Source organism: Mesorhizobium sp. M0500 (assembly GCF_040321165.1).
In the GTDB taxonomy this organism is placed as follows: Bacteria; Pseudomonadota; Alphaproteobacteria; order Rhizobiales; family Rhizobiaceae; genus Mesorhizobium.
In genome coordinates this window covers 1-22,327 of sequence record NZ_JAMYRB010000015.1, presented here as the reverse complement: position 1 = coordinate 22,327, position 22,327 = coordinate 1, and the positions used below count along the sequence as shown (strand labels likewise).

The 22,327-nt window shown below is 62.5% G+C and carries 18 protein-coding genes; 4 read left to right on the top strand and 14 right to left on the bottom strand.

The features are described from left to right. Window positions 1-88: 88 nt before the first annotated feature. From NKI70_RS23110 to NKI70_RS23080, 7 genes are all read right to left on the bottom strand, one after another. Complete coding sequence (locus NKI70_RS23110; protein ID WP_352724932.1) at window positions 89-712, bottom strand: DNA polymerase Y subunit UmuC family protein; 624 nt, start codon at window positions 710-712, stop codon at window positions 89-91. Between the two features lie 292 nt (window positions 713-1,004). Beyond that, a complete protein-coding gene (locus NKI70_RS23105) occupies window positions 1,005-1,469 on the bottom strand; it encodes an Imm26 family immunity protein (protein WP_352724931.1) in 465 nt (154 codons plus the stop codon). Between the two features lie 448 nt (window positions 1,470-1,917). Further along, a complete protein-coding gene (locus tag NKI70_RS23100; protein ID WP_352724930.1) occupies window positions 1,918-3,537 on the bottom strand; it encodes an ABC transporter ATP-binding protein in 1,620 nt (539 codons plus the stop codon). Beyond that, complete coding sequence (locus NKI70_RS23095) at window positions 3,534-4,403, bottom strand: ABC transporter permease (protein ID WP_023676471.1); 870 nt, start codon at window positions 4,401-4,403, stop codon at window positions 3,534-3,536. The genes NKI70_RS23100 and NKI70_RS23095 overlap by 4 nt, the downstream gene beginning before the upstream one ends. Next, window positions 4,400-5,347, bottom strand: a complete 948-nt coding sequence (locus NKI70_RS23090) for an ABC transporter permease (RefSeq protein ID WP_352635603.1) — start codon at window positions 5,345-5,347, stop codon at window positions 4,400-4,402. The genes NKI70_RS23095 and NKI70_RS23090 overlap by 4 nt, the downstream gene beginning before the upstream one ends. A gap of 236 nt (window positions 5,348-5,583) precedes the next feature. Then, a complete protein-coding gene (locus NKI70_RS23085) occupies window positions 5,584-7,062 on the bottom strand; it encodes an ABC transporter substrate-binding protein (RefSeq protein ID WP_352635601.1) in 1,479 nt (492 codons plus the stop codon). 131 nt (window positions 7,063-7,193) lie between these two features. Next, the gene (locus NKI70_RS23080; RefSeq protein WP_352724929.1) at window positions 7,194-8,483 is read right to left on the bottom strand and encodes an acetylornithine deacetylase/succinyl-diaminopimelate desuccinylase family protein; all 1,290 of its coding nucleotides are present in this window, start codon (window positions 8,481-8,483) and stop codon (window positions 7,194-7,196) included. A gap of 222 nt (window positions 8,484-8,705) precedes the next feature. Here NKI70_RS23080 and NKI70_RS23075 point away from each other — a divergent pair, with 222 nt between their 5' ends. Continuing rightward, complete coding sequence (locus tag NKI70_RS23075; protein WP_352644889.1) at window positions 8,706-9,134, top strand: L,D-transpeptidase; 429 nt, start codon at window positions 8,706-8,708, stop codon at window positions 9,132-9,134. 142 nt (window positions 9,135-9,276) lie between these two features. Here NKI70_RS23075 and NKI70_RS23070 read toward each other — a convergent pair whose 3' ends face one another. The 7 genes from NKI70_RS23070 to NKI70_RS23040 all read right to left on the bottom strand — a co-directional run bounded on the left by NKI70_RS23070 (window position 9,277) and on the right by NKI70_RS23040 (window position 18,092). Further along, window positions 9,277-10,269, bottom strand: coding sequence for a lipid A biosynthesis lauroyl acyltransferase (locus NKI70_RS23070; protein ID WP_031211715.1), 993 nt, complete (start codon window positions 10,267-10,269; stop codon window positions 9,277-9,279). A gap of 1 nt (window position 10,270) precedes the next feature. Next, window positions 10,271-11,299, bottom strand: a complete 1,029-nt coding sequence (locus NKI70_RS23065) for a zinc-binding dehydrogenase (RefSeq protein ID WP_352724927.1) — start codon at window positions 11,297-11,299, stop codon at window positions 10,271-10,273. Window positions 11,300-11,335: 36 nt separating this feature from the next. Continuing rightward, window positions 11,336-12,625, bottom strand: a complete 1,290-nt coding sequence (locus tag NKI70_RS23060; RefSeq protein ID WP_352587728.1) for a beta-ketoacyl-ACP synthase — start codon at window positions 12,623-12,625, stop codon at window positions 11,336-11,338. A gap of 75 nt (window positions 12,626-12,700) precedes the next feature. Next, window positions 12,701-13,888 carry a beta-ketoacyl-ACP synthase gene (locus NKI70_RS23055; protein ID WP_352700611.1) on the bottom strand — a complete coding sequence of 396 codons (1,188 nt, stop codon included), beginning with the start codon at window positions 13,886-13,888 and terminating at the stop codon, window positions 12,701-12,703. Window positions 13,889-13,927: 39 nt separating this feature from the next. Further along, window positions 13,928-14,212 carry an acyl carrier protein gene (locus NKI70_RS23050; protein WP_023676462.1) on the bottom strand — a complete coding sequence of 95 codons (285 nt, stop codon included), beginning with the start codon at window positions 14,210-14,212 and terminating at the stop codon, window positions 13,928-13,930. A 213-nt stretch (window positions 14,213-14,425) separates the two neighbouring features. Next, a complete protein-coding gene (locus tag NKI70_RS23045; protein ID WP_352454578.1) occupies window positions 14,426-14,974 on the bottom strand; it encodes a histidine phosphatase family protein in 549 nt (182 codons plus the stop codon). Between the two features lie 106 nt (window positions 14,975-15,080). Beyond that, the gene (locus tag NKI70_RS23040) at window positions 15,081-18,092 is read right to left on the bottom strand and encodes a caspase family protein (RefSeq protein WP_352505777.1); all 3,012 of its coding nucleotides are present in this window, start codon (window positions 18,090-18,092) and stop codon (window positions 15,081-15,083) included. Window positions 18,093-18,241: 149 nt separating this feature from the next. Between NKI70_RS23040 and NKI70_RS23035 the strand changes: the two genes are divergently transcribed. The 3 genes from NKI70_RS23035 (at window position 18,242) to NKI70_RS23025 (ending at window position 21,947) form a co-directional block, all read left to right on the top strand. Continuing rightward, on the top strand, window positions 18,242-19,192 hold the full coding sequence (locus tag NKI70_RS23035; protein WP_352624606.1) for an AEC family transporter: 951 nt from the start codon (window positions 18,242-18,244) through the stop codon (window positions 19,190-19,192). 191 nt (window positions 19,193-19,383) lie between these two features. Then, window positions 19,384-20,841: an NAD-dependent succinate-semialdehyde dehydrogenase gene (locus NKI70_RS23030; protein ID WP_352700610.1), complete on the top strand. Its 1,458-nt coding sequence runs from the start codon at window positions 19,384-19,386 to the stop codon at window positions 20,839-20,841. 80 nt (window positions 20,842-20,921) lie between these two features. Then, window positions 20,922-21,947, top strand: coding sequence for an aldose epimerase family protein (locus NKI70_RS23025; protein WP_254818213.1), 1,026 nt, complete (start codon window positions 20,922-20,924; stop codon window positions 21,945-21,947). Window positions 21,948-22,327: the final 380 nt, after the last annotated feature.

Sequence of the window (22,327 nt, the reverse complement as noted above, 5' to 3'; positions counted from 1 at the left end):
GAAATTGCGAAATTCTCTCCAGTTCCTGCCGCACAATAGCGGCCACTAAGTAATGACCCGCGTCATAACTAGGATCTGTGAATGGCAACTAACGACCTTGTGCACTGGCCCGATAATCCAACAACTCTTGCATTTCTACAATCTCTTCCCCGTATTGTCCCGTGACCTTAATGGTGTGGGTGTCAAGATCAACCAGACTCTTCAGGAACAAAATGGTGGGCCGCGCGTGCTCAATTCGAACCAAACCTAAAAGCCTTATCGCATAGAGCGAATTCGCATCCCCGCCTCCTTTTTGGGCCAAAGACATTTTCAATTCTTCCTGCAATTTTTCAATATCGTCGTAAATGCCAACATAAGAGTCCGTAAGCGATCGAGTTACTTGATCAAAATCTTTCGTTCTCTCGTCCAATTGCAATGGAGTCGCAAGATTCTTATCAATCAATCTCGTCCATATAAAAAGGTAAAGTGCACCAGTATCCTCATTAAATTCTTCATATTTCGTATTCCAGTCTATGAACTCCTTCGCAATTTCCGAGGTTACGCGTGATATACATTTCTCCTCAACTGCTCGCCAAGTGAACGGCCAATTATCTGCAAAGATTCCATTTGAACAGTTCAGTATCTCAGGAGTTGATGGCACAGTACAGGCCGATCCTCCGAAAACCAAAATTGCAACAAATCCGGCAATTTTCAATGCTATTTTAAAATGCATGATGGCAACTCCTCACGGACCAATTGGGAAATCATTTACCTGTAAACTCGCGCTACCCACCTTATTCGGGCCGATTACATTCATAAGCGAGTTATAGTCTTTATTGTTCTCCACCAAACAACCCAGTGACATCCCTCCTTCACTAGTCGTGGGGCTCCTCCCCGGATGAATAGTCCGCCCGATGCAAATTAGCCGCTGACGCCGCCAAAAAAGTTCCGCGCGGCATTGACGAGAGGCCGGCTAGTGGGAGTCACCGTAATTCGTAATTCACATCGTTACCGTCATTCCTTGATCAATGGGGTTTCAGCTGCTCGATCAGAATCAATTCGACGGCTTGATATCCGTGTAAACCGTCCTGCTCCAAATCGCCCGCCGAAGCTACGCTAGTTTGGCTCTCTAGCTTCGATGGATCAGACTCTGAGTATTTTCGAATAAGAATTCGGTTGGAAAGGCTTTCTTTGTGAACGAAGGTTGGCATAGGCCATTTGTCTTCTGCCCAGCTCTTCATTTGACCAATAATTGGCCAAGTTCCATTTATTAAACCGAGATCGCCACACCGTAGGCACCTGACTGCATTATCTGGACTAAGGTCATTTAATTCATCCGCCTTTGGCAATTCCAGACGCATTGGTCCAAATAGATATGCTAGAATAATCTTTCCCATTGGGGCCATATGAGCTACCAAGCCAAGCCCATAGCCACCTGATCTCAACGGAATGGCAAATAGGGTGCCTTTCTTGTAGGGTAGTTTTCTCACTTTAAGGTTACCTTTACTACAGACGCCGGCGTGATGCGGAAGGCGCGAGTGGTGATTAGTTACGGCTTTGTTGGAGCGCCAAGCTCTCGTGTGTTTGGGGGCTATCCGTTGCTGCCAGTCGTTTTGCTTAGCTTAAGCGCGACGATGCGGAGAATACGCGGCAGGACAAAGCCGAACGGGCGAGGCAGAAAACATACATTAATACCGCAATTTCCAAACCTAAGTTCGCTAAATCTCCTTCGCGCGCAAAGGGACGATCAGGTCCGGGTTGCGCGATCGGCGATCGGCCCAATGGCCCCATATTTTTTCTACTTTCATAGGCTGGCCACAAACAGTCGTCTCCACCACGTCGCCAACCACCGGAGCCTCCTCGTGGGGCGAGCCACCGGTCTCGCCCCGTCCTTCGGACCCCACAGTGGGAGATCGGAAGGCCCGTGCCCCTTGCTGCTCAGCCCTGTTCGTGCAGCCGTTTTGCAATCGCCCGGTGCAGGTCTGGAGCAGCAGTGACCAGCGCCTTGGCCGCCTCGGACTGCGGGTGGTCGAGCACTTCGTTCGTCCTGCCGCGCTCGACGATCTTGCCGTCATGCATGACCATCACCTCGTCGGTGATGGCGCGGGCGACGGTCAGATCATGGGTGATGAACAGATAGGCGATGCCGAGTTTTTGGTTGAGCTCGGCGAACAAATCGAGGATCTGCGCGCGGATCGAGACGTCGAGCGCCGAGACCGGCTCGTCGGCGACGACCAGTTTCGGCCGCGTGATGATGGCGCGGGCGATCGAAAGGCGCTGGCGCTGGCCGCCCGAAAACTCATGCGGGTATTTGTCCATGTCGCCTGGTGAGAGGCCGACCTCGTGCAGCGCATACGCCACCATCTCGCGCCGCGCGGCGGGCGCCGGCCTCTTCTCCAGCACATGCAGCGGCTCGGCCACCAATCTCTCGACCTTCTGGCGTGGGTCGAACGAGCCGTACGGGTCCTGGAACACGACCTGCATGTCGCGCCGCGCCGGCTTCAGCTCCGCCTCGCTCTTGCCGGTGAGGGTGTCGCCGCGGAAGCGGATTGTCCCTGATGTCGGCCTGTCCAGCGCCAGGACCATGCGGGCAAGCGTCGACTTGCCGCAACCGGAGCGCCCGACCAACGCCACCGACTGGCCGGGCGCCATGGAGAAGGAAACATCGTCGACGGCGCGGATGGGAGCCCCTCGCTTGAGCAGCGATATGCGCCGTGCCGGATAGTCGCGCGTCACGCTCTCTACCTCAACCAGAGGTTTTCCTTGGCCGACGCTGTGCCTAGCCCGCGCGGGCACATGCATCGAGGCCTGCGCCAGCTGGCGCGTATAGGGATGAAGCTGTCCGGACAGAATGCGCGCCGTGTCGCCGGCCTCCATCACCTCGCCATGGCGCAGGATGGTGATGCGGTCCGCCATCTCGGTCACCACGGCGAGGTCGTGCGAGATCAGCAGCAGGCCCATGCGGTTTTCCGCTACGAGGTCGCGCAGCAGGTCGAGGATCTGCGCCTGCAGCACCACGTCGAGCGCGGTCGTCGGCTCGTCGGCGATCAACAGCTTGGGTTTCAGCGCACAGGCGATGGCGATGACGACGCGCTGGCGCTGGCCTCCGGACAACTCGTGCGGATAACGCGACAGCGGGAACTGCGCCGCCGGCAGGCCGACCCGGTCCAGCATTTTTCGCGCCCGTTCCTCGGCGTCGCCGCGGCTCGCCCTGGTGTGCCAGCGAATACCCTCGGCGACCTGCTCGCCGATGGTCTTGACCGGATTGAGCGCCGTCATCGGCTCCTGGAACACCATGCCGATGTCGTCGCCGCGCAGCGCGCACATCTGGTCCTCGCTCGCCGCCAGGATGTCGATGCCGTCGAAGGTGACGCGTCCGCTGGCGTGCGCCGCCCAGGGCAGCAACTGCATCACCGCGAGCGCCGTCATCGACTTGCCGGAGCCGGATTCGCCGACCAGCCCCATGACTTCGCCGGGCGCGACGGAAAGTTCGATGTCCCTGAGGATGGGCGTGCCGCCGATGGTCAGCGACAGCTTGTCGATTTCGAGCAGGCTCATCGCTGCCGCCGCGATTTCGGATCGAGAATGTCGGCAATGCCGTCACCAAGCAGGTTCAAGCCAAGCACGGTGATGACGATCGCCATGCCGGGAAAGATCGCCATCCACGGCGCCACCACCATGCGGGTCTGGGCGTCGAACAGCATGCGGCCCCAGCTCGGCATTGGCGGCTGGGTGCCCAGCCCGACATAGGAAAGCCCTGCTTCGGCCAGTATGCCCAGCGCGAACTGGATGGTGCCTTGCACCAGGAGCAGCGTGGCGATGTTGGGCAGCACATGTTCGATGCTGATCAGCGTCCTGCTCTTGCCGGCGGCGCGGGCGGCGAGGATGAATTCGCGCGGCCAGATCGCCAGGGCGGCGGCCCGGGCGACGCGCGCGAATACCGGGATGTTGAAGATGCCGATGGCAATGATGGCGTTGAACGCGCCCGGCCCGAAGATGGCGGTGATCATGATTGCCGAAAGCAGCGCCGGAAAGGCGAAGACCAGGTCGTTCAGCCGCATCAGCACGTCGTCGACGATGCCGCCACGCGCCGCGGCAAAGGCGCCGAGCGGCACGCCGATGCCCATGCCGATGCCGACCGCCACCAGCGCCACGGCAATCGAGTTGCGGGCGCCGACCATGATCATCGACAGGATGTCGCGACCGAAATGGTCGGTGCCGAACCAGTGCGCCAGCGACGGCGCCTGGGTCTTGTCGGATATGACCAGTTTGGTGACATCGTAAGGCGTCCAGAAGAAGGAGAGGATCGCGACCGCGGCCACCAGTGCGGTGATGGCGAAGCCGGCAAGGAACGAACGGTTTTTGAACGCCTTGGCCAGGATGCCGGCAAGATTCTCGTCGGGGATGTCGATGTGCAGCGTCATTGCCGGCCTCTCAGGCGCGGATCGACCACTGCATAGGAGAGGTCGACAACGAAATTGACGACGATGACGGCTGCAACCAGCAGCATGACGACGCTCTCGACCACGATCAGGTCACGCTGGTTGATCGCCTGGAACACCAGGCGGCCGAGGCCGGGCAAGTAGAAGACGTTCTCGATGATGATGGTGCCGGCAAGCAGGAAGGCGAATTGCAGGCCTAAAATGGTGACCACCGGGATCATGGCGTTGCGCAGCGCATGCCGCCACAAGACAAGCCGATAGGGCAGGCCCTTGGCGCGGGCGGTTCGGATGTAGTCCTCGTTCAGCACTTCGATCAGCGCCGAGCGGGTGACCCGGGCGAGGATCGCCGCCTGCGGCAGAGCGAGAGCGACTGCCGGCAGGAGCAGCGACTTCAGCGCCGGCCAGACACCGGCGCTCCAGCCAGGAAAACCGCCGCCCGGCACCAGCCGCAGCCAGACGGCGAACAGATAGATGAGCATCAGCGCGAACCAGAAGTTGGGCACGGCGACGCCAAGCTGGGCGGCGCCCATCGCAATCGTGTCGCCGGCCCGGCCGCGTCTGCTGGCGGAAAACAGCCCGACCGGAATGGCAATGACTGTGGACAGCGCCAGCGCCATCAGTGCCAGCGGCAGCGAGACGACGAGGCGCTCGCGGACCAGATCGATGACCGGCACCGAATAGGTGTAGGAACGGCCGAAATCGAGGCTCAGCAAGCCGCCGGCCCAATGCAGATAGCGCAGCATGACGGGAGCGTTGAGGCCCATCTGGTTGCGCAGCAATTCGATCTGGTCGGCGCTGGCGTTCAGGCCAAGCATCAGCCGCGCCGGGTCGCCGGGAATGATCTCCAGCACGGCAAAGACCACCATCGAGGCCAGAACCAGCGTGACGACGGCGATGGCGAGCCGCTTGAGGAGGTAGGCGGTCATGAGCTGCCTGATGCAAGCACTGGGCGAAGGTAGCGTTCCCGCCCACCCCCCTCTGTCCTGCCGGACATCTCCCCCTCGAGGGGGGAGATTGGCAGTTTCCACGCTGGCACTGTCCTTGCAACGCTAGTGGTTAGCGAAAGCGGCGATGAGGGCTCAATCTCCCCCCTTGAGGGGGAGATGTCCGGCAGGACAGAGGGGGGTGGGACGGAGTGCAACTTTCGCCTTTCTGTCAGCGATCAATCCGTCCACTTCACCTTGGTCAGGTCATTGGCCTGGATCGGGGCATTTTCCCACAGGCCCTGCAGTTTGGCGTCCCAGACGCCGACCTTCGGCAGTTCGTAGAGGAAGCCGACCACGGCGTCATCGGCCAGGACCTTCTGCGCCTCGCCGAGCAGCGTCATGCGCTTGGCCTCGTCGGAGGTAAGGTTCAGCTCGTCGATGATCTTGTCGAAGGCCGGGTTGTCGTAGTTGAAGTAATAGTCCTTGCGCGAATAGATATCGATGTCGTTAGGCTCGGTGTGGGAAACGATGGTCAGGTCGTAATCCTTCTTGGTGAAGACCTGGTCCAGCCACTGCGCCCATTCGACCGGTATGATCTCGAGATCGATGCCGATTTCGCGAAGCTCGGAGGCGATGATCTCGCCACCAAGCCGCGCATAGGAGGGCGGCGGCAGCTTCAGCGTCGCCTTGAAGCCATTCTCCAGGCCGGCTTCCTTCAGCAACTCCTTGGCTTTCTCCACATTGTGCGGGTAGAGGCCGGTGAGGTCGACATAGGCCTTGCTGGCGGGCGACATGTGCGAGCCGATCGGCACGCCGAGGCCGGCCGAGGCGCCGTCGATGATCGCCTTGCGATCGAGCGCAAAGGAAATCGCCTGCCTGACCTGCAGCTTGTCGAAGGGCGGCTTCTTGTTGTTGATCGACAGGATGGTTTCACCCTCGGTCGAGCCGATCACCACCTTGAAGCGCGGGTCGTCCTTGACCTGGGCGACGCTGTCGGGGTCGAAGAACGGAAAGGCCTGAACGTCGCCGGAAAGCAGCGCCGGAACGGCGGCGGCGGCATCCGGAATGATGCGGAACTCGGCCTTGTCGAGGAACACCGGGGCGCCCCAGTAATTGTCCGACTTGACCAGCGTGATCGACGAGCCCTTGGCCCAGTTCTGGAATTTGAACGGGCCGGTGCCGATCGGTTTTTCCTTGTTGGTGTCGGCTGTCTCAGGCGCGACGATAACCGCGTCGCCCCAGCCCATATTGTAGAGGAACGAGCCTTGCGGGTTCTTCAGCGTGACATTCACCGTCGCGGGATCGACGACCTCGACCTTGTCGATGGCGGCGAACAGGCTCTTTTGCGCGTTGACGGAATTGTCGGCGCGGGCACGATCGAGCGAGAATTTCACGTCGTCGGCGTTGAAGTCGCTGCCGTCATGGAATTTCACGCCTGTATGCAGCTTGAAAGTGTAGACCTTGCCGTCGTCGGAAATGCTCCAGCTTTCGGCGAGATCGGGCAGCACCTCGCCGTTCGGGCCGATGCGGGTCAGGCCCTCGAAGACATTGGCATAGAGCACCTCGTCGATCGCCGCCGCGGCGCCCGCGGTCGGATCGAGATGCGGGGGTTCGAGCGTAATGCCGATGACCAGGTCGGTGCGCGCGGCCATCGCCGAGGTTCCGGCGGCCAACGCCAGCGCCGCAGCGGCCAGAATGGTTTTCCACAATTTCATCGTGCAACTCCCCATATGCTAAAACACGTGCTCAAACCCGGGCGGATAGAAGCGTGAATTCGCCGCCGAGTAAATTGCGTTTCGTACCGTCCGCCGTCGCCGGGAGGAATGTTTTTTCGCCCATGGCCGGCTCATAGCGGGCCGGCGTCCCTCAGCAGAACGTCGAGGCCGATGGCCATCACCTTTGCCGAGTCCAGCATGTCGGCAATGCCGACCCATTCATCGGGCCGGTGGGCGAGATCGAGGATGCCCGGGCCATAGGCGATGCAGTCATAGATGTGGCCGATACGGGCGATGTGCTTCTGGTCGTAGGTGCCGGGCGAAATCACGTAATCCGGCTCGCGGTCGAATATCTCCATGATGCCTTTCGCGACCGCCTTCACCACCGGTGCGTCGCGCTCGGTCATCAGCGGCAGCACCTCCATCAGATCGCGGATCTCGTAATCGAACTTTTTGCGCTCGCGCTTCAGCCGTTCCAGGATATCGGTCACCTCGCTCTTGACCGTAGCGAGATCCTCTTCGAGCAGAAAGCGGCGGTCGATGGTCAGCCGGCAGGAATCGGGCACGTTGGGCGAGGGCAGGCCGGGCCGGAAATCCTCCGTCTGGCCGCCATGGATCGAGTTGATGTTCATGGTCGAGCGCTTTGCGCCTTCGGGCACGACCGGCATGCGCGTCATCTTGCGGTCGAGCGCCGGAAACAGCTCATCCTCGAAGGCCCGCAGCACGGCGCCCATATGGCGCACTGCGTTGTCGCCGAGGAACGGCATCGAGCCGTGCGCGATCTCGCCCTTGGTCTCGATCTCCGCCCACCAGACGCCGCGATGGCCAAGGCAGATGCGATCCTTGTTGAGCGGCTCGGGAATGATGACGTGGTCGACCTTCGGCCTGGAGAAATAGCCGAGCTTGGCCAGATGCGCGACGCCGCCAAAGCCGCCGGACTCCTCGTCGACCGTGCCTGAAATCTCGATGGCGCCGGGAAAATCGGGAAAGACCTCCATGAAGGCTTCAGCGGCGATGATCGAGGCGGCAAGCCCGCCTTTCATGTCGCATGCGCCGCGGCCATAGACCTTGCCATCCCTGACGATGCCGGCGAACGGATCGAGGCTCCAGCCGTCGCCGGGCTCGACGACGTCGATGTGCGAATTGAAGTGCACGCAAGCACCCGGCGCCCGGCCATCGAAACGGGCGACGACGTTGACGCGCGGGTAACGGTCAGTGTCGCCGGGCGTGCCTTCGGCACGGATGAATTCGATCTCAAAACCACGCTTCTTCAGCCGCGCGCCGATATATTCGGCACATGGCCGATAGGCTTCGCCGGGCGGATTGATGGTCGGAAAGCGGATCAGATCCGCAGTCAGTGCAACCAGATCATCGGCCCGGTCATCGATAGCCTTGAGGAGCCGTTCGTTCGGTTCGTTCATTCGGCGAATTGAGCAGCGGATGAGGGGGTTTTGCAAGCCCGATGGCGAATTGCGAGGCGATTGCGTGTCGTTACGGCAACTATTGCGGGAAATCGTTCAAATTCGCTGCTTTGGATTGGTGAAATCGTCAGGGAGTAGGTGTTAGCTCGCTGGCTTGCCATCAAAACGCTGGAGAACAGCGTGAGGGCAGGCAGGCAAGGGGCATCAAAGGGGTTTGATTGCATGAAAAACACTGTTCTCATGGCAGCGGCATTGATGGCGATGCTGTTCGGTTCGTCGTTCGATAGCCGGGCGGCCAGCCTGGTCGCGAACATCGACATATCCTCACAGACGATGACAGTAAGATACGGGCTTTCGTATTACCGGTGGAGCGTTTCCACCGCCCGCAAAGGCTACATCACGCCGCGCGGCAGCTATCGCCCACAGCGGACGGCCCGGATGTGGTATTCGCGCAAATACGACATGTCGCCGATGCCCTATTCGGTGTTCTTCCGCGGCGGCTATGCTATCCACGGCACCGGCGCGATCCGGCAATTGGGACGCCCGGCATCGCATGGCTGTGTGCGCCTCCACCCCAGCAACGCCGCCGCATTCTATTCGATGGTGCGCAAAGCCGGCTTCGGCAATACGCGGATCCTCGTGACGAATTAGGGCCTGCTCCTCGGCCCGCAATAAAAAACCCGCCGGAGCGGCGGGTTCGTCGGGGCCAAATAGCACCATACCGAAATTAGTAGCATAGCTGCCGGCACAAAGCAAGAACAAAATAGCGCCTGTGCCCAAAAGATCGTTCCGCTCAGGCGGCTTTGTCGCGCACTGTCGCCGGCCGACGCTTTTTGCGACCGCTGATCTCCCAGCGCTTGTGGAACCACATCCACTGGCCGGGGTCTTCTCGCACCCAGCGCTCGACCACGTCGTTGAGAAGCTGGGTGGTGGCGCGGACGTCGACACTGCCGCCGGCGGTGCGCGGCAAGGTGAGCTTGTCCTCGATCTCGAGCCGGAAACGGTTGTTGGGCAGGCGCACGCAGCGCGCCGGGTAGACATCGCAATCGTAGTGCCGCGCCAGGGTGCCGAGAACCCGGTTGCTCTCGCAGGGGCGGCCGAAGAATGTCGTCTCGAGCCCGCCCGTGAATTTCTGGTCGACCAGCACGCCGATATTGCCGCCTTTCTCGAGGATGGCCGCAAGTGCGAACGAGGCACCGGTCGAAGACGGCAGCAGCGATCCCATGCTCGAGCGGCGGGTCGAGAGGATGTAGTCGGCGAGGTAAGGGTTGTTGGGCGGGCGAAAGAGCGCCGTGATGTTCATGCCGAAGGTCGCCGCTGCCACTGGCAGCAGCTCGAAATTCCCGAGATGCCCAGTGAAGACGATATGCGGCTTGTCCTCGCCGGCAATGCGCACGAAATGCTCCACGCCCTTGACCTCGACACGGCCCGGCTTCGTCGCAGTGGGATCGTAGTCGAACAAAGCATCGAGAAAGATGTATTCGGTGGCCAGGCGGGCCATGTTGCCCCACATGTCGGAAGCGATCGCCTCGATCTCGGCATCGCTCTTTTCCGGATAGGCCTTGCGCAGATTGTCGACAGCAACCTGATGGCGCGCTACCCAAGGGCCGATGCGGCGGGCAGCGCGGTCGGCGAAATTGAGCGCCCTGTCGGGCGGCAGCAGGCGCAGCGCGGAGATGATGATCATCGCGACGCGCGCGACCAGCCAGTAGTTGAACTGGCGAAGCCGCCTGCCATAGCGGAATCCCACGTCCCTGCGGATCTTCCTGAAGGCGTTGCCGATCATTTCAGCCGACGCGCAGGATGATCTTGCCGAAGACGTCGCGGCCTTCCATGCGCTTCAGCGCCGCATCGATGCCGTCGAAGCCAACCTCGGTGTCGATCACCGGCGCGACCAGGCCCGCCGCCATCTTCTGCATGGCGTCGGCCATGTTTTCCATGCGGCAGCCGAACGAGCCTAGCAGCTTCAGCTGCTGCTGGAACAACTGCATCAAATTGATCTGCGTCGACACGCCGGAGGTCGAGCCGCAGGTGACCAGCCGACCGCCGCGTTTGAGGCACAGCATCGAGGCGGCAAAGGTGTCGGCGCCGACATGCTCGAACACCACGTCGACGCCCTTCTTCTTGGTCAGCTTGCGCACGACGCCTTCGAAGCGGTCGTCGCGGTAATTGATGACGTGGTCGGAGCCGAGCGCCTTGGCCTTGTCGATCTTGTCGTTTGAGCCGACGGTGGTGATGACCGTGCAGCCCATCTTCTTGGCCAGCTGAATCGCGGCGGAGCCGATGCCGGAGCCGCCGGCATGGACCAGTATCGTCTCGCCGGGCTGCAGCCGGGCATTGTCGAACAGCATGTGCTCGACCGTGCCGAAGGTGACAGGCGCCACCGCCGCGCCGATTTCGCTCACGCCGGGCGGAGCTGGGACCAGAAGGCGCGCCGGCAGGTTGATCTTTTCCTGCGCAAAGCCGTCGAGATGGAAGCCGTGCACGCCCGAAACATGCTCGCAGAGATTGTCGCGGCCTTCGCGGCAGGCGCGGCAAAGACCGCAGGTGCGGGCGCCATAGATCGAGACCAATTGCCCGGGCACAAGGCTGGAAACGCCGGGGCCGACCGCCTCGACCTCGCCGGAAGCCTCGGCGCCGACGACCAGCGGCAGCTTGCGCTTGGCAAAAGCCATGCCGCGCCAGCCCCAGACGTCGATGTGGTTCAGCGCCACGGCCTTGATGCGCAGCGTCACCTCGCCGAGCAAAGGTTGCGGCGGGGGCGGCAGGTCCACCGTTTCAAGGCGGCGGTCCTCGATAAGTTGCAATGCGCGCATGGTGCCTGTCGGTTCAGTCTGGCTGAAAAAGGTCGCTTAGACCGGTTCCCGCGCCATGACAAGGCAGGTGTTCTGGCCGCCGAAGCCGAAGGAGTTCGACAGGACGGTGCCGACCTCGGCGTTGCGCTTGGTGTTCGGCACCACGTCGAGCACGATTGCCGGGTCGGGATTGTCGTAGTTGATGGTCGGCGGAATGACGCTTTCGCGCATCGTCATCAGCGAAAATGCGGCCTCGACGGCACCGGCAGCCGATAGGGTGTGGCCGATCATCGACTTGTTCGACGAGACCGGCATTGACGAGATCCGCTCGCCGAACACCGTCGACAGCGACAAATGCTCCATCTTGTCGTTTTCGGGCGTCGAGGTGCCATGGGCGTTGACATAATCGATCCCGTTCTCACTCAAGCCGGCATCGGCAAGGGCGGCGCGCACCGCCGCGATCGCCGGTGAACCGTCCGGCTTGGAGCGGGTGCGATGGAAGTCGTCGGCCTTTTCGCCGCAGCCGCGCAATATGCCGAGAATGGTGGCGCCGCGGGCAAGTGCTGTCTCCAGCGATTCCAGCACCAGGGCGCCCGAGCCTTCCGCCAGCACGAAGCCGTCACGATCCTTCGAGAAGGGTTTTGAGGCCTTTTCGGGGATGTCGTTATGGGTCGAGAGCGCCGACAGAAGCGAGAAGCGGATCAGCGCCTCGGCGGTCGCCGAGCCGTCGGCGCCGATCGACAGCGCCCTGTCGCATTCGCCGCGGCGGATCGCCTCGACGCCGAGCTGGATCGCCGTGGCGCCCGAAGCGCAGGCTGTCGACAGCGTGATCGGCAGGCCGCGCGTGCCGAAACGGTCGGCAAGCCGGTCGGCAATCGAGCCGAACTGGGTGGTCTCGAAGATGTCGAGTTCCCTGAGGCCGCGTGCCACCCGCAGCAGCCTTTCGGCGCCGGAATCGTGCCTGTCTGAATTATTGGGCTTGTCGGAATTGTAGAGCGAAAAGCGCTCGCTCCAGTCGAGCTCGACCGGCGGCGAAGCGAGGAACAGCGGTCCGCCGAAATCGCCGGCATCGAGGCCTGCCTCCGACATTGCTTCCTGGGCGGCGGTTTCGGCAAGCTCATAGGTGAGGAGACTGGCGCCCTTGGAGCTCGACGGCAGGAAGTCGACCATGCCGGAGATGCGGGTGTTGAGATGATCGACCGGGAAGCGGGTGATCGGATGGATGCCGGATTTGCCCGATGTCAGCGCCGCCCAATTGTCGGCTTTGCCGACACCGAGCGAGGTCACCACGCCGATGCCGGTGACGGCGACGATCGGCCTGCCCATATGGTCGTTCAGATTGGCCATTTGTTGTCCAAAAAACTGTTTCTCTTGGAGCGTCGGATCGCCCGAAAACCGCGCCACACGTTTCGGTCCGAGGCTCTAGGCGGCTTTGATCAGCGCCATGCCCTCGAATTGGTGATAGCCGATGGCCGTTGCAAGGACGGTCTTCGGGACGCCGGCAAACGGTTTTTCGACTGTGGCGTCGAAGACAGGATAGGCGGCCTTGCGGTCGACAGCCAGTGCCGCCAGCGCAACGGCAAAGGGGAACTGCGCTTCCTTCATGTGGCCGGTCAGCGTCGAAAAGCCGCGTGCGGCGATCGCCGGATTGGCGTCGAGCGCCGATTTCTCGGCGGCGGTCGCGGCATGGGCGCCCGAAGCGCCGGAGATCGCCAGCAGTTCGCCGTCCGGCAATACCGCTTGCTTCAGCAGCGCGGCGATCTCACCGTCGAGTTCGCCCCGCCGGCGCCTGGCACGGCCGGACAGGATCGGGCCGAGTTCCGCATAGATCTTCCGGCCACGGCTTTCCGCATGCTCGCGCTGCTCCAGGACGAGAAACGCGCCGCCGGATCCGGTCACCACGCCGCCGCCCTCGGCACCTTGCCTTTGCCAGACCGGCGTCCACGGACCGCGATGCAGGTAGCCGGCCAGTTCATAGCCGAGCAGCATGTCGGAATGTTCGGTCTGGAAAGCGCCGCCGACCAGTATATGCGTCGACTGGCCGGAGCGGATGCGCGCGGCCGCCGTCTCGACAGCGGCAACGCCGGCACCTTCCTCGCCCATGAAGGTGCGCGACGATCCCGTCACCTTGTGGACGATCGAGATGTTGCCGGCGAGCAGGTTGGAGAGCTGTGCCAGAAACAGCGTCGGGCGCAATTCCGTGGTCAGCTTCTCGTTGAGCAGCACGTCGCGGTCATTGCGGCTTTCCGATGCCGCGAGAATGGCCGCGTCGACCGCCTCGTCGCGCTCGCCGCCGCCGGCGGCCACCACCATGTCCATGGTCGCGCAGAGTTCGTCATTGCCCTTGATGCCGGCATCGTCGAGCGCAAGGCCGGCCGCATAGGTGCCGAGCCTCTGCCAGGTCTCCATCTGCCGCTGGTCGCCACGCTTGGCGATCTGCAGGTTCCAGTCGATCTCCGGCAGCGGGTGGACCGTATAGGGCGAGAAGCGCGAGGCCTCCAGAACCGGTTCAAGGCGCGGCTGGACGAGCTTTTGCCAATGCGCATCCGGACCCTCGCCCAACGACGAGACAAGGCCGATGCCTGATATGACGACGTCGCGGGGGTTCATGGGCGGCTGTTGTGGGTGAGGGCGCGTCAGGCGCTGTGCTTAGATGGCGTTCTTGGCGGCGACGAGCGCGTCGATCTTGGCGCACAGGTTCTTCATGACGAAATAGTCGTCGGTCGAGGCCTTGCCGTCATTGACCTCCTGCGTCCACTTTTCCAACGGCACCTTGATGCCGAATTCCTTGTCGATGGCAAAGACGATGTCGAGGAAGTCGAGGCTGTCTATGCCGAGATCGTCGATGGTGTGGCTTTCGGGCGTGATCGTCTCGATGTCGATCTCGCTGGTGTCGGCGATGATCTTGGCGACTTTGTCGAACGTGGTGGACAAGGGCTTTTCCTTCGATTGCGGGCGGAATCTGTCCGCATGTGTTTTGGGCTGTCTAATCGGTTTTTCCGGGCAGGAAAAGGCCTGATACGCCGGGCGCAGATGGGATTGCTGCCCAGGCAGAGCAAGATGAGATCGGAATCCAACCACGGCTTCTCGTGGCAGTGGCATTTCGGCAACACCTATCTCGCTCGACGCGAGGAGCGACCGGCCCGGTCAGAAGGTAACGCGGCCGAGCACGCGCAATCCGTCGCCTTGCGGCTCGACGACCACGGCTTCGCCTTCGCGCGGCGAGATGCCGGTCAATTCCTTGATGTCTTCGAGATGCGTGACCATGACCAGATTGTCGGAGCCGGAATAGCCGCGGATCTCTGCCAGGATCGCAGCGATCTGAGCGGCCTTCTCCTTTTCGTCGGTCTTCAGCAGGTCAAGCGGTGCGAACGGCTCCGGTTCGCTTTCGAAAGCTATGCGCGCGGTTTCGAGGCAGCGGCAATAGCGGCTGGACAGCACGCGCTCGACCGGTGCCGCGCGGGCGCCAAACAGCGCGCCGATCTTGCGCGCCTGTTGCTTGCCGCGCTCAGAGAGATTGACCTGGGTGGCGCATTTGCCGAGGTCGAAATTGGCCGCATCGGTGGTGCCGGTGACCATGGCATGGCGAAGCAGCACCACATGCCCGCCGTCGCGCAGCAGCGCCCAGCCGGCTTCCGTCGCATGGGCTGTGGCGGAAACGGCAAGCAACAGCAGCGCCAGCACAAATCGAAGCATCAGACATCCTTTTCGGGTGACCGGCAGGCAGGTCCCCGGTGACCGGCATATAGGGACGGCAAAGCCGGCTGAAAGACAAGCCGAGTGCAACCTGCGGCCGAGACGCCTATTTCTTCGCTATCTGCTTCTTCACCAGATCGATCTTGCGGTCGGTCAGCGGGATGGGGAGTGTATAGCCAGCATCGGTAAAGCCCTGCTTGGCGTTCTCGAAGAATTCGATCGCCTTTTGGTATTCGGCATTGCCACCGCCATAGCTGCCGCGGTTCCAGTGGACGTCGCCGAGATTGTTCTGCTCGAAGGCCCATTGCATCGGCTGGCTTTCGCGGGTGAAGACCTTGAGCGTTGCCTCGAAGGCGGCTTCGGCTTCGTCCAGATATTTGCCGGTGCGTTCGAGATTGCCTAGATTGATCAGGCTCATGCCGATGCCGTTCTGCGCGTTCGCCCAGTCGACGGGCGAGGTCTCGAAGGTCAGCACCTCCAGCGCTGCCCGGCGCGCGGCGATCGAAGCGGCCAGTTTGCGGGGATCGGCCTCGCTCATGCTCAGCCATTGCAGCGCCGAGCCTAGACCGGCCTGCGCCAGTGCCCATTGCCGCGGCGTCGTCTCGCGCTTGTATTCGCGAAGTGCATCGCGATAGGCCTCGATCGCCTCCTCGTAATGCACCGGCTTGTCGGTCACGCCGCCGAGCAGTTGCAGCGTGTTGCCGAGATTGTAGTGGGTCATCGCCCAGTCGAGCGGAAACTCCTTCTTGGTGTAGACGCGCCGTGCCGCCCGGTATGCGGCCGCCGATTGCTCAAGCCTGGCAGGATCGCGCGTGCGCTGGCCGAGCGTCTGGTAGATCGAGCCGAGATTGTTCTCCGCCGAAGCCCAATCCGTCGGAAAACGTTGGCGTGTGAATATGGTCAGCGCGTCGCCATAGGCGGCAGCCGCCTCTTCGAGCAGGCCGGTGCCGAGATCGAAACGGGCAGCACTGCTCAGCGCGTTACCCAGATTGAGACGGCTGCTCGCCCAGGAGAGCGGGAAGGTGTCGCGTGTGCGGATTTCGAGCGCGGCGCGGAATGCCGCGGCTGCCTCGTCGATTTTTGCCTTGTCGTTGCGTTGCGTGCCGAGAGACACCAGCGTGTTGCCGAGATTGTTCTGGACCATCGCCCACTGAACGGGCGCCTTTTCGCGCGTGTATTCTTCAAGCGCCAGCCGGTAGGCGGCCTCGGCCTCGGTCAGGCGCTCGCCGTCCGGTTCGCGCTCCGAAAGCGCGTAAAGCGCAAGGCCAAGGTTGCTTTGCGAGGCGGCCCAGTCCAGCGGGACTTTGTCGCGGGGCCGCTTCTCCAGCGTGGCGCGCATCGCCACCACCGCCTCATTCAGGCGTTTCGGGTCGCTCTCGCGTTCGCCGATCTTCAACAGCACATTGGCCAGGTTGTTCTGGGCCGCGGCCCAGTTGATGTCGTCCTTCTCGCGCTCGAACACGGCAAGCGAATCGCGAAAGATTTTCGCTGCCTCTTCCAGCCGGTCGGTTTCGCGCTCGCGCTCGCCGATCGTCTGCAGCACCACCGCCATGTTGTTGCGGGTGATCGCCCAGTCGCGGTTCTGCTCGCCATTGGGGATGAAGTTCAGGATGACGCGGTAGGCGTCGATAGCGTGCTGCAGCGCTTGCCTGTCGCCGGTGGCGTTGCCATGCGCGTTGAGCGCTTCCGCCTCCTGGTTCTTGTAGTTCCAGCGCAGCCTGTCGTCCCATCTCTCGACCAGCGAGAAGGCCTCGCCGTAGTCGTTGGCGGCCGACAGATAGTCGAAGACCAGCGCCGAAGCGTCGGCGCGCCTGGCATAGATCGCCGCGTCGGCAAGACGCTTCTGCCTGACCAGATCCTCTGCCCGATCGACCACGCCGCTGGCCTGCTCGACCCGGCCCACCGCCTGGTCGAGGAAGTTGCGCGCGGTGACGATGGCGCCCTGGCCGATCGCTTTGTCGGCCGAGGCGACGAGGCGGCTGATCTCGGGGTCGTCGGTGCGCAGCGCGTTGCGCTCGGAGATCATCTTCTTCAGGCGCTCGGCCTGCGCATCGAGCAGCTTTTGCAGGTCGGTGGGGTCCTCCGGCATCTTTTCGGTGCCGAGCGCCTTCAGCACGCCATAAAGCGCGTCGAGCGGCACGCCGTCCTGCAGCGAGGCCAGTTCGACCTGTGCCCGCTTGGGGTTCGGCAACTCGGCGATCGTCAGCAGCAATTGCCGCCGCTCGCCGGTGATCAGGTCGTCGTCGCCGGTCGGCTCCTGCGGTGCAACGCCGAAATAGAGCAGCCGGCGCAGGCTTTCATTGACCCATGGCCGCTGCCTTGCCTTGGTGTCGAGATAGACCTCCTCGGTCACCATGCGCATGACCGAGCCGAACTCGGTGCCCTTCATTGCCGCTAGGTGGCGCAGAAGTGCCGCTGCGTAGGGGCTGTTTTCGCCGACGATGCCGTCGAGTGCCGGCCGCCCCGGCTCGGCGGCAAAGCCGATCACCGTTCCCAGATTTTCCGTCGCGGTCGCGTTTGCCAGTGCCCTGGCACCGCGCACCGGCTCCAATCCGCCGGCGCTGATCGGGGAGGCCGAGGCCGTCGGCGCCCGGCGCAGCACCGCATCCGCCGGAAACGGGTTGGTGCGGCAGGCATCGAGCAACATGATCGTTACCGGCACGGTCGTCTTCAATTCGTCCATGACGGCGGAGATCGGCACCAGGGCCTGATCGGCGTCCTTCAATGAAGAAACGTCGGCGTCGACCGGCACCAGATAGTTTTCGCCGCCGGCCTCGATGCCGTGGCCGGAATAGTAGATCAAGGCGACGTCGGCGTCCTCTGCATCCTCGGCGAAACGCTCGAGGTCGCGCTTCAGCTTTGCCGTGTCGCGGTCGGTTACACTGCGCGCGTCGAAGCCGAGGTCGGTCAGCATCTTGGCGATGTCGCGGGCGTCGTTGGCGGGGTTGGGAAGAGCCGCTATGTGCTGGTATTTCGACTGGCCGACGATCAGCGCCACACCCTTGAGGCTCGCCGGCTCCGCGGCATGAGCCGAGGTCACCACGAGGCAAAGCATGGCGCCGACGAAAGCCGTCAGCCACGCCTGCTTGAAGAAGTGCTGATTTCCGACAAGGCCCATTCGCCGCGTGTCCCCCGACAACCCTGTATAGCGCTGGCATCCAACCATGAGCAAATTCGGGCAAGATCCGAGCGGCCGGATTGTTGGCCGGTACATTCGCGAGGGAAGGGCGATTGCGCCGCCGCCGGGGCTCGCCTATCACGGGAAAAATGTCTCCGCTTACCGAAACCGTCCTCTTCGTTTTCAGTCTTGTCGGGCTCGGCTATCTTGCCGGGTTGACCGGTTATTTGAAGCCGGCGAGCGGCGAGGGCGTATCCGAATTCGCCATCAACGTGGCAATGCCGCTTTTGCTGTTCCAGACCATGGTAAAGGCCGATTTCCACGGCGTGGCGCCGTGGTCGCTATGGGGGGCTTATTTCGCGGCGGTCGCGCTTACCTGGGCTGCCGGCCATCTGGTCATTACGCGCATTTTCGGACGAGACGCCCGCGCCGGCGTCGTCGGCGGCGTATCGTCGTCCTACTCCAACGTCGTCCTGCTCGGCGCGCCCTTCATGATCGGCGTGTTCGGGCCGGCCGGGTTCGAAGTGCTGTCACTGCTCGTTTCCATTCACCTGCCGGTGATGATGATGGCCTCGATCATCCTTTTCGAGATGTTCGGCCGCGGCGGCAGCGAGCCTGTGCATCCGCTCCGCGTCGTCAGGAGCTTTCTCAGGAGGGTATTCATCAATCCGCTGATCATCGGCATACTGGCCGGGCTGGCGTGGCGCTTCACCGGTGCGCCGCTGCCGGTGCTTGCGACGCGGCTGAGCGACGCGCTGGCCGGCACGGCCGCCCCGGTGGCGCTGTTCGCCATGGGGCTCAGCCTGCGCCGTTTCGGCATTTCCGGCAATGTAAGGCCGGCGCTGGCGCTGTCGGCGCTGAAACTGTTCCTAATGCCGGCGCTGGTTCTCGGCCTGGTCTGGCTGATCGGCCTGCCGCCATTGACGGCCAAGGTGGCGGTCATGGTTGCGGCGTTGCCGTCCGGCATCAATTCCTATCTCATCGCGGTGCAGTTCAACACCGGCCAGGCGCTGGCGTCGAACCAGATGACCATCGCCACCGCCTGTGCGGTCGTGACCACTGCGTTTTGGCTGACAGTGGTCGTCCATGTTTTTGGATAAGAGCCCGGGTTTTTGGATAAGAACCCGGCTGCATCGCCTCTCGCTTTGGCTGGCCCAAACCCTATATGCCATCTTGTGATTGCTTGCGGGGCTTGCCCTGGGCTAAGAGCAGTGGCTCTAGCGATGCTATCGCGCACGTCCATTCACGAAATCAGCGACCGGCCCGCCAGGTGCCGAACGGAGGCGAGATCATGCTTCAGAAAACCAGCCATTTCATGCGGCAGGCCAATCTCATCAATGGCGAATGGGTGCAGGCCGATTCAGGCCAGACGGTCGACGTCAACAATCCTGCCACCGGCCTCAAGATCGGCACCGTGCCGAAGTCGGGCAAGGCCGAGACCCGCCGCGCCATCGAGGCCGCCGACGCTGCCTTCAAGACATGGCGCAAGACCACCGCGCTCGAACGCTCGAAGCTGTTGCGCAAGCTGCACGACGCGATGATGGACAATCAGGACGTGCTGGCCGAACTACTAACCATCGAGCAGGGCAAGTCGCTGTTCGAATCGAAGGGCGAGATCGGCTCGGCCGCGTCCTACATATTGTGGTTCGCCGAGGAAGGTCGCCGCACCTATGGCGACGTCGTGCCGTCGCCCTGGGCTGACCGCCGTATCCTGGTGACCAAGGAACCGGTCGGCGTCGTCGCCGCCATCACGCCGTGGAATTTCCCATCCTCGATGCTGGCCCGCAAGCTTGGCCCGGCGCTTGCCGCCGGCTGTACCGCCGTGGTCAAGCCGGCGTCGCAGACGCCTTATTCCGGCCTTGCCTGGGGCGCGCTTGCCGAGGAAGTCGGCTTCCCCAAAGGCGTAATCAATATCCTGACCGGCGCTGCCGGTGAGATCGGCGACGAGATCTGTGCCAACCCGCTGGTCAAGAAGATCACCTTCACCGGCTCGACCGAGGTCGGCAAGATCCTGATCCAGAAGTCGTCGGTGACCGTCAAGAAAGTGTCGATGGAGCTCGGTGGCAATGCGCCGTTCATCGTCTTCGACGACGCCGACATCGAGCGGGCCGTCGCCGGCGCCATCACCGCCAAGTACCGCAATTCCGGCCAGACCTGCGTCTGCACCAACCGCTTCCTGGTGCAGGCCGGCATCTACGACCGGTTCGTCGAAAAATTGGCTGTTGCGAGCAACGGACTGAAGGTCGGTTCCGGCCTCGAAGACGGCGTCCAGCAGGGGCCGCTGATCGACGAAAAGGCGGTGGAGAAGGTCGAGGAGCTGATTGCCGACGCTACCGCCAAGGGCGGCAAGGTCGTCGCCGGCGGCAAGCGCCACGCGCTCGGCGGCTCGTTCTTCCAGCCGACGGTGATCGCCAATGCGACGCCGAAGATGCGCTTCATGAAGGAAGAAATCTTCGGCCCGGTGGCGCCGGTATTCAAGTTCGAGACCGAGGAAGAGGCCGTAGCACTCGCCAACGACACCGAGTTCGGCCTGGCCTGCTATTTCTACACCGGCGATCTCGGCCGCGCCTTCCGGGTCATGGAAGGGCTGAAATACGGCATGGTCGGCGTCAATGAAGGGCTCATCACCACCCCTGAAGCGCCGTTCGGCGGAGTCAAGGAATCGGGCCTCGGCAAGGAAGGCGGCCATCAGGGCATCGAGGATTATCTCGACACCAAATATGTCTGCATCGGCGGACTTGGTCTCTAGAAGCCCGATGCGGTAATACCGAAAACGATCCTGGGCCGCTTCGAAAGGCCAGGCTGGCATCGAGCAACGAACTTGCGAGCATGGCGATGAAGGACGGCGAGGTTTTCGGCACGACGCAGGCGGGCGAGGCCGTCCGCCGCTTCACCATCCGGGGCGGCGGCCTGACCGCCAACATCATCGGGCTGGGTGCGATCATCCAGGATCTGCGTCTGGCCGGGCACGACGCGCCGCTGGTGCTCGGCTATGATCGTTTCGAGCACTATGAGACGGACACCGCCTTCTTCGGCACCGTCGTCGGGCGCTATGCCAACCGTATCCGCGACGGCCGCTTCACGCTTGCTGGGAAACGCTACCAGACCGAGCGCAATTTCCTCGAAAAGCACACGCTGCATGGCGGTTCGCAAGGTTTTTCGCGCCGGGCCTGGGCGGTTTCGCTGCATGGCAGGGATTTTGTCACGCTGACATTGCACGACCCCGACGGCACGATGGGCTTTCCCGGGGCGCTCGACGTGACCTGCACCTACCGGCTCAAGATCCCGGGCACGCTCAGCGTCGAACTGACCGCCACCTGCGAGGAGCCGACGCTCTGCAACCTCACCCAGCATTCCTATTTCAACCTGGATGACGGCGGCGCCGGCGACATTCTCGATCACCGGCTGATGCTGAATGCCGGCGCCTATCTGCCGGTCGACGCGGATCTCATTCCGACAGGCACGGTAAAGCCGGTCGACGGCACGCCCTTCGATTTTCGCCAGGCGCGGCCGCTGCGCATGGAGACCGAGGGCGAGCAGCTCCCTTACGACCAGAATTTCTGCCTCGCCTCGACGCGCGGGCCGCTGAAGCAGGCGTCGTGGGCGCAAGGCGCGAATTCCGGCGTCGAGATGGAGCTCTGGACCACCGAGCCAGGTGTCCAGCTCTATACCGGCCAGTATCTGGCACCGTCCTCGCCTGGACTGGGCGGACGCCAGTACAAGGCCTTTTCGGGCTTCTGCCTGGAGCCGCAAATCTGGCCGGATGCGCCGAACCGGCCGTATTTCCCGCAAGCCACGCTGTGGCCGGGCCAGATCTATCATCACGTGACGGAATACCGGTTCAGGCTGCCTTAGGGCATGACCCCCGGAAACCGGCATGGTTTTGCTGCGCTGACCTCCGGTTCGGAAGGATCATGCAAAATTCAAAGTGTTATAGCGTCCTTTGCGCGTCCAATGACGCGCGGCGCTCTGGAGTCAAAACGCAATCACTCTGAACGACCGACTTCGAACCCTCTCGGACCTTTGACGCCGAGAGCCCTGACGACGCAAGTTGACCCGTTGAAGACGTTCATCCGCACCCGGTCGAAAGTCAGGAACGGCTGACGAGCGGTCATTCACCGCGCGGCCAACGGCGCGTTCTGGCTCCGACGCTTCCATGGGTGTAGGGTTGTGCCATAAAGAGGCGCATATGGCGGTTCCCCCTCTCAATCGGAAGCTGCTGGCGATCCTGGCGG